Raw genomic sequence first — 7,962 nt, 5'->3', positions numbered from 1 at the left:
CAGTCCTGTAGACACCCCAAAGTAAAACCCCTAACCATGACGGCTAGGGGCCAACATCACACCATTCCTTATTGGGGAAAGCAATTGGAAAGAACTGTTCTTAGGTTAACAGGTGTGATGTGGTCTAACTAGATGAACCTCCGTTGGGACGTTGCCTCAACAGGTACTCCCAAATCTGCCGGATTTCTGCCTGCCATGCTGAACGATCGCGATCGGCCTGTTGGGACAAAACACTAATCTGTTGTTGTTGGCTTCTAGAAACCTCAACCAAGCTCATAGAGATGCGGGTTAAGTTCTCCAGTTGAGAGCTTAGGGTTTGCTGTCCCTCTCTGAGTTGGGTCATTTCAGTCTCAATCGCACTTAAACGCTGGTCTATATTGTCTGAACTGGTCATAATTCTTCTCTCCTAACTGAAAGGGCATCCAAACTGGACACCCTCTCATTTACTCCTCTGAGTCGTCTGACTTGCCGTTGCTTGTATCACCGTCTGACTGATTATCACTTGCATCATTGTTTGGCCCGTCAATTGAATCAATCTCTCCAGTTTTTTCGGCAGATTCAATCTCCTGTTGTAACAGCCACACAAGTAAATTGCTTAACGACCTGAGCCGTTTCTTGGCTAACTTTTCGCCCTTTCGTTTTAGCCCCTCCTCTATGTAAACGTTGACTCTTGGTAGCTTGCTTGGCACTGTCTGACTGTTCATGGTGGTGTATTTCTAATTGTACGATACCCCTACATTTTACCAAAAGTGTTGACGGTGGGTGTACTTATGGTGTACATTAAACACCATAAATCAAGTTGAAACCCACTGGTAAAGGCCGGCCAAGCTTTTTCACCAGTGGGCTATAGACCCCAATAGTAATGAGGTACTATGACATTACCATATTTTGCTCAGTCAAAACTATTGACTGAAGTTTCACAGTCTTTCAAATGGAAACTTGGTCAGACAGCAATTTACTTGTGTTATCAATACAGAATTCCCGTGATTGTTTCCGGTTATGAGATTCTGTTAGAAGGCGATAATAAACTCTCATTGCGGTATCAGGTAACGACGTTAAAGAGTATTGAATTGGCGGACACGTCTCCTGAAATAAATCAGCTTGATATCTTTCACGTAGACGAAAGAGAACTTACCGAAAGTTTACCAATTTCCGTTACCCAGTAAATCGCTGTTTCCCGCTATGGGGAAACTGGTAAATTTATCTGGTCAAACTCGTAAACTCCCTTTAAACAGTAGTTTACGGAGTTACCAAAATTCAACGACTCGTTAACTTAGTTAACTAAAAGCATGAGAAAATTTAAAAACAATGGCTTCTGTAAGAACATCATCTTAGACCATCTAATTTGTGGTTTTTGCTACTGTCAAATCGCTTACAGTTTTTGGCAATATAGCCGTGAATCTGGCTACTCAGACGAGGAGATTAACAATCTTCTAGCTTGCTTTTACGATTATCTAACCTATATGGGTTAGTACATTAATCTGAACCCGCTAGAACCCTTGTGGTAGGGAAAGGTTCAGTGATTGAACCGAAATCAGAACCCTGAACCGAACCAAGGGTTCAGCCAGATTGAACCGAACCAAACTAACCCTATAGCTATGACCGCCAAAATCCGACTGACTGCAACTGAACAAGAGATTGAGAACTGGAAAGCCTTCCTTGACCTGTTAGCCCGTGCTAACGTCATTAACCTGCTAGAAGTATCCGACAGCTACAGCAATAGGGGAGAAAGCCAATATCAACGGCTTTACCTTGAGGCTGAACTGAAGGTTGACGTTAACTCGGTTAAACACCGATTTGAGGTCAGGTTAACGGGTAGAGAGGATACTTAACTCCAGACGACTCCAGAAGCTTTTCAAGACAGGCGATTAACCTCCAATGATCTCCCAAAGATATCTCAAAGATAATTCCGTCAATATTGACGGAATTTGGTTTGGAAGACAAATGAAAGATCAACAGGCGATCATTCCCGGACTCAGGTCAAGGGGTCAACCCTTCAATAATCTCCCAAAAAAATCCCATTTTGTTTTTGTCTCAATGTTGACGTATTTCCACGAAGCCTTGGGGCTAGAAATAAACAGCTACCAAAGCGAATACCCCCTAGAATTGGTAGATACTACAAAACCAACTAGGAGGCATTCAAGTTATGAATTTGTTGATCAAACTCGAAACGGTAGATGTTCGCGTCCAAGGAAAAGTATGGAAACACTATCGTATCGAGCCACATATCCTTACATCCGCACCACCAAAAGACTGGTTAAAACAGATGCAAGTTACTGAAAACACTTTAACACAGGTCGCAGAAGTCAACCTCAACAAATACCTTGACGACTGGGTAAACGAATCTGGTGTCAACCTGGGTATCGCCCTTCTCAACATAGAAGGTTTGACGGCAGAAGAAGCCAACGAGCGCCTGGGACGCAAGAACCCCATCAAAAAAGTCAAAACAGGCGGTTGGTGGTGTGGGGGAGTGAACTGGAGAAACGGTCAGCCAATGGGTAATCGCTTCGGCCAATTCAAGCCAGAAATAAAGCATATTGACCCAACTACCGATAAAGAAGGCTTAAAGTATCTCAGCGCTTCTGGAGTGGGGGCTGATGCTCTGTTCCTGAAGATGCCCGACCAGAATGGAGCGGTTGACAAAGACTACTGGAAGCGAGTCTACGAGGATAAATCTCAAATTATTAACTGGACTGAGGGTGGTAAAAAAGCAGGATCCGGATTAACAATTGATATACCTACAATTGCTGTATTTGGGGTATGGAATTTCATCTCGGGTGGCGAGTTGAATCACGAGGTCGAAATTTGGCTTAAACGGGGAGGATTTCAATTCCTATCTTTTGATTCAGATTATGTAGATAAACCTTCATGTCGTGAAGCAATTAAACGGTTTTGTCAAGAGGCTAAAAAACTGGGTACGACAATCAAAATCGTTACCTGGGATTCCAAGTAAAAGGGGATGGACGACTTGATAAAAGGAGAGGGTAAAGATGCGTTTCTAGAGAGAATTAATCAAGCCAAAACATCTGAACAGTGGGAAAAACAATTTAACAATGGAGAAACACTTAAAACTCCATCAGCCAATGATATTGCCAAAGAAATTGCCGAAGAATATGCCAATAAATTAGCCTTTAATAATGAGACGGGTGTCTGGATGAGATACGAGGCTAAAGACAAGGGAGTTTGGACACCTGAAACTGACACCTACATTGAGTCAATCGTCTCTCAGATTCTAGACGGCAAGGGGATAAACTTCAAAACTCACAGTTACCTGATTAACGTCATAAAAGCCCTAATAATTCATCCTCAAATAATAAAAAGGGAATGGCAAGAACGCAGCCCAAGTGAGATTTTACCCCATGTCAATGGAGTGTTAGAAATTGGTACAAGCAAGCTCTTAGAACACTCGCCTCAAAACTATTTAACTTGGACACTTCCCCGCAAATATGACCCAGAAGCCAAAGAGTGGAGCAAGATTAACGCTTATCTAGACTCAGCCTCGGGAGGTAATCAGAATATTAAAAATGTTTTACTCTGCTTTCTGAACGCGGTTTTAAAGGGACGTTCAGACATTCAAAAGTTTATGCACCTAATGGGTCTGGGTGGCAGTGGAAAAGGAACGATAGCCAGGCTAGCGATAGATTTAATTGGAATTGAAAACACCTGTAATAGCAGTGTAGAACTTTTCTGTTCTAACCGATTTGAAACGGTCAACGCCTATCGTAAACGATTACTTATCTTTGCAGATGAGATGGTTTTGCCGAAAGACATTAGTAACTTGATGAAAACGGTAGGAGGGGATTACCTCAGAGCAGAACAGAAAAATAAACCCGCCTTTCAATACCGTTTTGATGGGATGGTATTGATGATCAGTGAGCATCCAATTGCCCAAGGTGTTAGAGGAAATGGATGGAAACGTCGGGTCATCTCTGTTCCCATGAATACCAAAGTTGCAGACAAGAACAGGCGCGACTTAAACAAGGAATTTCAACCCGAACTAGCGGCATTCACAAATTACCTCCTGAGCTTCTCGGATGAATTTGTAACCCAAACGTTGCGGGGAGTCTCAGATATTCCCGAGCTTAAAGCCCAATTCTGGGAATCTCGTCTCAGCGAAGATGCGATGACAGCATGGGTCAATGACTGTGTGATTTACGACACTACCGCATTTACTCCTACGGGCAGTGATAAAGATGAAGCCGTCAAAAATAATGGCATTGTAGAGACGCTATATGGTAGCTACTGCGATTACTGCAAGCGATCGGGTAATAACTCCCTGTCATATAAGAAGTTTTCCTCAGCACTGGAGGAATTGTGTCAGTCAACTTTGGAATGGAAAGTTGAGAAAACGAAGACAGAACAGGCGCGAGGGTTCTTGGGATTGAGGTTGAGAGGGACAGACGATGACATGATTCCAACCTATGAAGAGTCACTCAAAAATATCCTGACGGATTCAACCCGTCAGGCTGACGGATTGGCTGACGGATTGGAGAATTCTGAAACCCTTACCCAATCGGACTCTCAAAAAATCCTGACGGGTCTGACGGGTTTTTCCAATTCATCTGAAAAAAATAAACAGAGACATAAAGGAAGTCAGAATGATAAACCTCACGACTCAACCAAACCAGAAAAAACTGTCCAAGCAGAGAACCCGTTCAAGGTTGGCGATCGCATTATCTTATTGGACTGTGACAAAACCGGGGAAGTCGTAGAGATTGACAACTCTCGCCACAAGAAAACCCTAAACATACGACTGGACAATGGTGTTGAGACATGGCAAGACCCTTACTTTATAGAACTGGCACTAGTCAAACAGCCTGAACCTAAACCAGAATCTAAACCCGCAAAAGACATAACCCTCAAACCCGCGATCGCAAAATACACCCCTGCCCAGAAGAAGAAATGGCTCAAGAAAACTGTTAAAGAGGAGCTAAATAGGGATGTCAAGTCAATTGTTTGGCTTGAGCATCCCAGTTACACAGGCGAAGCGATTCTTCTCGGACGGTCTTACCTTGATGATGTGCCTTGGAAAGTCAAACACCCAAATGGGGAATTGAACGTTAAGCCCGAGAATATTGAGGTTTTTGAGGCGCTCTGTGGAGATATTCAACCCAAACCTAAAACACCAGAGCATACACAGCCTGAACTACCCATTGAGCCTCAAACTGAAACACCTGTACAAAGGGTTAAGCGGTTAGTCAAACAGATTTCAGAGCTAGGGGAGAAAAAACAAACGCAGACGGAAGTCTTAGCTCCCTATCTAGAGAAGTTTGGCAAGTCAAGAGTTAGTGAGTTAACCGATGATCAGGTAACCGAGTTAGCTGACAAGCTACAGGAACAAGTTGGAGATGCGGAGAAATTTTTACCAAAAATTGCCGCACACGCCCCTACCTTNGGTTGTCAATGAATCAGTAATCCAAAGCCGTGAGGCTTGGAGAATCCCCTTTCTTTAGAAATGGGGAGTATGTCAAGCGGTCAGAAATTCTACAGGGACTAATGTTTATAGGTTGTTACTGGTCAAAATCAATAAACATTCTATAAACATCAACGGCTAGGTTGTCTTTCCAAAACCCCTATAAAATAACGATTTTTCAACGGGTGTGGCAGGACTCGAACCTGCGGCAGGCTGCTTAGAAGGCAGCTACTCTATCCACCTGAGTTACACACCCAAAATTCAAATCTTGAGGTATATTATAGCTTACCTGAGTCCGTTATAAAGTCTTCAGTCAAATTCAAGCAACTTAATCGCCATTGTCCGTTATGTTGAGCCATTAGATTCAAGCGGATTGAAACTGAGCCTGGACTTGCCTGCCCCAAACAGGCGAAGATGATAAGTTTAGCGCTTAGACGGGAAGCCCCGCGCNCCTGAGTTACACACCCAAAATTCAAATCTTGAGGTATATTATAGCTTACCTGAGTCCGTTATAAAGTCTTCAGTCAAATTCAAGCAACTTAATCGCCATTGTCCGTTATGTTGAGCCATTAGATTCAAGCGGATTGAAACTGAGCCTGGACTTGCCTGCCCCAAACAGGCGAAGATGATAAGTTTAGCGCTTAGACGGGAAGCCCCGCGCTCTACCCGCTCTTGGTGAGCGTCGGGATGAGAGGCGCGTGAGTCGGAGCGAAGCGGAGACGAACAATCTCCGCTTCGCTAGTCGGGTGCGTTCTGATTTTCGATGTACTGAGGCAGAACCGAAACAGTGACACCACCGCATGACGCTTCGGAAATACGACTCATTCCAAAGCACATCTTTCCAATAGACGCTGTTAAAGTGTTCTGCAAACTCGCTTTGGATGCGACGACTGGAAACCGATTTGATATTGTTCACAAATTTAGATAAGTCCATTTACTGATGCGAATTGCCTACCAATTCCGCCTACTGCCAACTTCTAAGCAACGCGCCACGATGAGTCGATGGCTCGATATGTTGCGATTGCAATATAACTGGATGTTGGCAGAGCGGTTTCAATGGTGGGAAGAAAATCGCTCTCCGGTGAATGCTTGCCCTCTGGTCTGTTATTTGCCTGAACTGAAAGACCAGCCTGATTACTATAGTCAGAAACGCTCTCTGGTGTCACTGAAGCAAGACAGACCGTGGTACAAGGACATTCACTCACAAGTGCTTCAGGACATGGTAAAGCGAGTCAAGCTGGCATTTGACCGCTATCTCAAAGGAGACAGCAACGGAAATCGAAGCGGTAAGCCACGATTCAAGAGCAAGAACCGCTATCGCTCATTGACGTATCCCCAAGCTTCGATTGATTGGATTAATGGAAACAGAATCGAGCTTCCCAAAATTGGAGCGGTGAAAGTCATTTGGCATCGTCCACTACCTGATGGATTTGCGGTGAAGACAGCAATTATCAGTCAAAAGTCCGATGGCTGGTACATTACGCTGACACTCGAAGATGTTTCAGTTCCCGAAATTACTTCAGATGTTGATCGGACTTGGGATAACTCCATCGGTATTGATTTGGGACTAGAAAACTTTGTGCGATTCGTTGGNGTGAAAGTCATTTGGCATCGTCCACTACCTGATGGATTTGCGGTGAAGACAGCAATTATCAGTCAAAAGTCCGATGGCTGGTACATTACGCTGACACTCGAAGATGTTTCAGTTCCCGAAATTACTTCAGATGTTGATCGGACTTGGGATAACTCCATCGGTATTGATTTGGGACTAGAAAACTTTGTGCGATTCGTTGGCTAGAAACCAATCTACACAGGATTTGGGGGATTAGCCGCAAGGTCAAATATAGAACCTTGACAACTTGATAGACATGAAGGTGAGAGGAAGTATCCTAGAAAACTCAAGTCCTTCCCCACAAGTGCAGTGGTGACAGCACTTCCCCTACGGTAGCGACTAGCCATCAATCCGTAAAGCGGGGATGAAAGGAGGTAAAGCTAACAGCCTAAAAGTTGGTTTCCTACGAGCAAGAACCCATGAGTAACGAAAGTGAAGGCACGTTTAAAACATCGTCATCAATAACCAGTGGAATAAGGCTTTTACACTGGAGCCAAAAGGCAAAGGATAAGGAGATGGCAGTGAAGTGATGACCATCAAGCACTTCCAATAAACCCGGTGTACAGTGTCGCTCTAAAGGTTCAAACAATGTCTATCAGGGTGGTCGATTCCCTGAGTAGGTGCTAACTGGATGCTGCGAGTAGGAAAGATTGAGTCAGAAGCGAACGCCTTAGGTAACTCCAAGGATAGGCAGACGGACTCACGGTGAAATGTAGGATAGAGGTTCAAGTCGTAATGAAAACGTCAAAAGCACGGGGATCCTCCCCGATGATTGAATGGAAGTCGATACCCTGGCATAAGCTAGAGCGTAAAGTCTTTAAGTTACAAAAGCGCATCTATCAAGCCTCTCAACGTGGCAATTTGACATACTCCCCATTTCTAAAGAAAGGGGATTCTCCAAGCCTCACGGCTTTGGATTACTGATTCATTGACAACC

General features: G+C 44.1%; 6 protein-coding genes, 1 tRNA gene and 4 pseudogenes. 7 read left to right on the top strand and 4 right to left on the bottom strand.

Annotated elements, in window-relative coordinates; translation table 11 throughout:
* Nucleotides 1-124: 124 nt before the first annotated feature.
* Nucleotides 125-394, bottom strand: coding sequence for a hypothetical protein (locus WN50_RS14085; RefSeq protein WP_049559513.1), 270 nt, complete (start codon nt 392-394; stop codon nt 125-127).
* 49 nt (nt 395-443) lie between these two features.
* The gene (locus tag WN50_RS14080; protein WP_046281040.1) at nt 444-704 is read right to left on the bottom strand and encodes a hypothetical protein; all 261 of its coding nucleotides are present in this window, start codon (nt 702-704) and stop codon (nt 444-446) included.
* A 168-nt stretch (nt 705-872) separates the two neighbouring features.
* Here WN50_RS14080 and WN50_RS14075 point away from each other — a divergent pair, with 168 nt between their 5' ends.
* The 4 genes and pseudogenes from WN50_RS14075 to WN50_RS37570 all read left to right on the top strand — a co-directional run.
* Nucleotides 873-1,166, top strand: coding sequence for a hypothetical protein (locus WN50_RS14075; RefSeq protein WP_046281041.1), 294 nt, complete (start codon nt 873-875; stop codon nt 1,164-1,166).
* A 432-nt stretch (nt 1,167-1,598) separates the two neighbouring features.
* Nucleotides 1,599-1,832, top strand: a complete 234-nt coding sequence (locus tag WN50_RS14070; protein ID WP_152964808.1) for a hypothetical protein — start codon at nt 1,599-1,601, stop codon at nt 1,830-1,832.
* Between the two features lie 314 nt (nt 1,833-2,146).
* Entirely contained in the window at nt 2,147-2,953 is an 807-nt protein-coding gene (locus WN50_RS14065; RefSeq protein WP_046281043.1) for a DUF3854 domain-containing protein, read from the top strand.
* A 6-nt stretch (nt 2,954-2,959) separates the two neighbouring features.
* Nucleotides 2,960-5,394 (top strand): annotated as a pseudogene (locus WN50_RS37570) (DNA primase family protein); the annotation flags it as partial.
* Nucleotides 5,395-5,595: 201 nt separating this feature from the next.
* On the opposite strand, the gene WN50_RS14055 reads toward WN50_RS37570, so the two are convergent.
* Together WN50_RS14055 and WN50_RS32250 are read right to left on the bottom strand one after the other, a co-directional pair.
* Nucleotides 5,596-5,669, bottom strand: a tRNA-Arg gene (locus WN50_RS14055).
* Between the two features lie 482 nt (nt 5,670-6,151).
* Nucleotides 6,152-6,347, bottom strand: a pseudogene (locus WN50_RS32250) (transposase); the annotation flags it as partial.
* A 6-nt stretch (nt 6,348-6,353) separates the two neighbouring features.
* On the opposite strand from WN50_RS32250, the pseudogene WN50_RS14050 reads away from it, so the two are divergent.
* From WN50_RS14050 to WN50_RS32245, 3 genes and pseudogenes are all read left to right on the top strand, one after another.
* Nucleotides 6,354-7,006 (top strand): annotated as a pseudogene (locus WN50_RS14050) (RNA-guided endonuclease InsQ/TnpB family protein); the annotation flags it as partial.
* 1 nt (nt 7,007) lies between these two features.
* Nucleotides 7,008-7,211 (top strand): annotated as a pseudogene (locus WN50_RS36220) (RNA-guided endonuclease InsQ/TnpB family protein); the annotation flags it as partial.
* A 549-nt stretch (nt 7,212-7,760) separates the two neighbouring features.
* The gene (locus tag WN50_RS32245; RefSeq protein WP_082172439.1) at nt 7,761-7,949 is read left to right on the top strand and encodes a reverse transcriptase N-terminal domain-containing protein; all 189 of its coding nucleotides are present in this window, start codon (nt 7,761-7,763) and stop codon (nt 7,947-7,949) included.
* Nucleotides 7,950-7,962: the final 13 nt, after the last annotated feature.

The organism is Limnoraphis robusta CS-951, from assembly GCF_000972705.2.
Note: the sequence above shows the minus strand (reverse complement) of the source record. Positions and strands in the feature narration are given on the sequence as shown.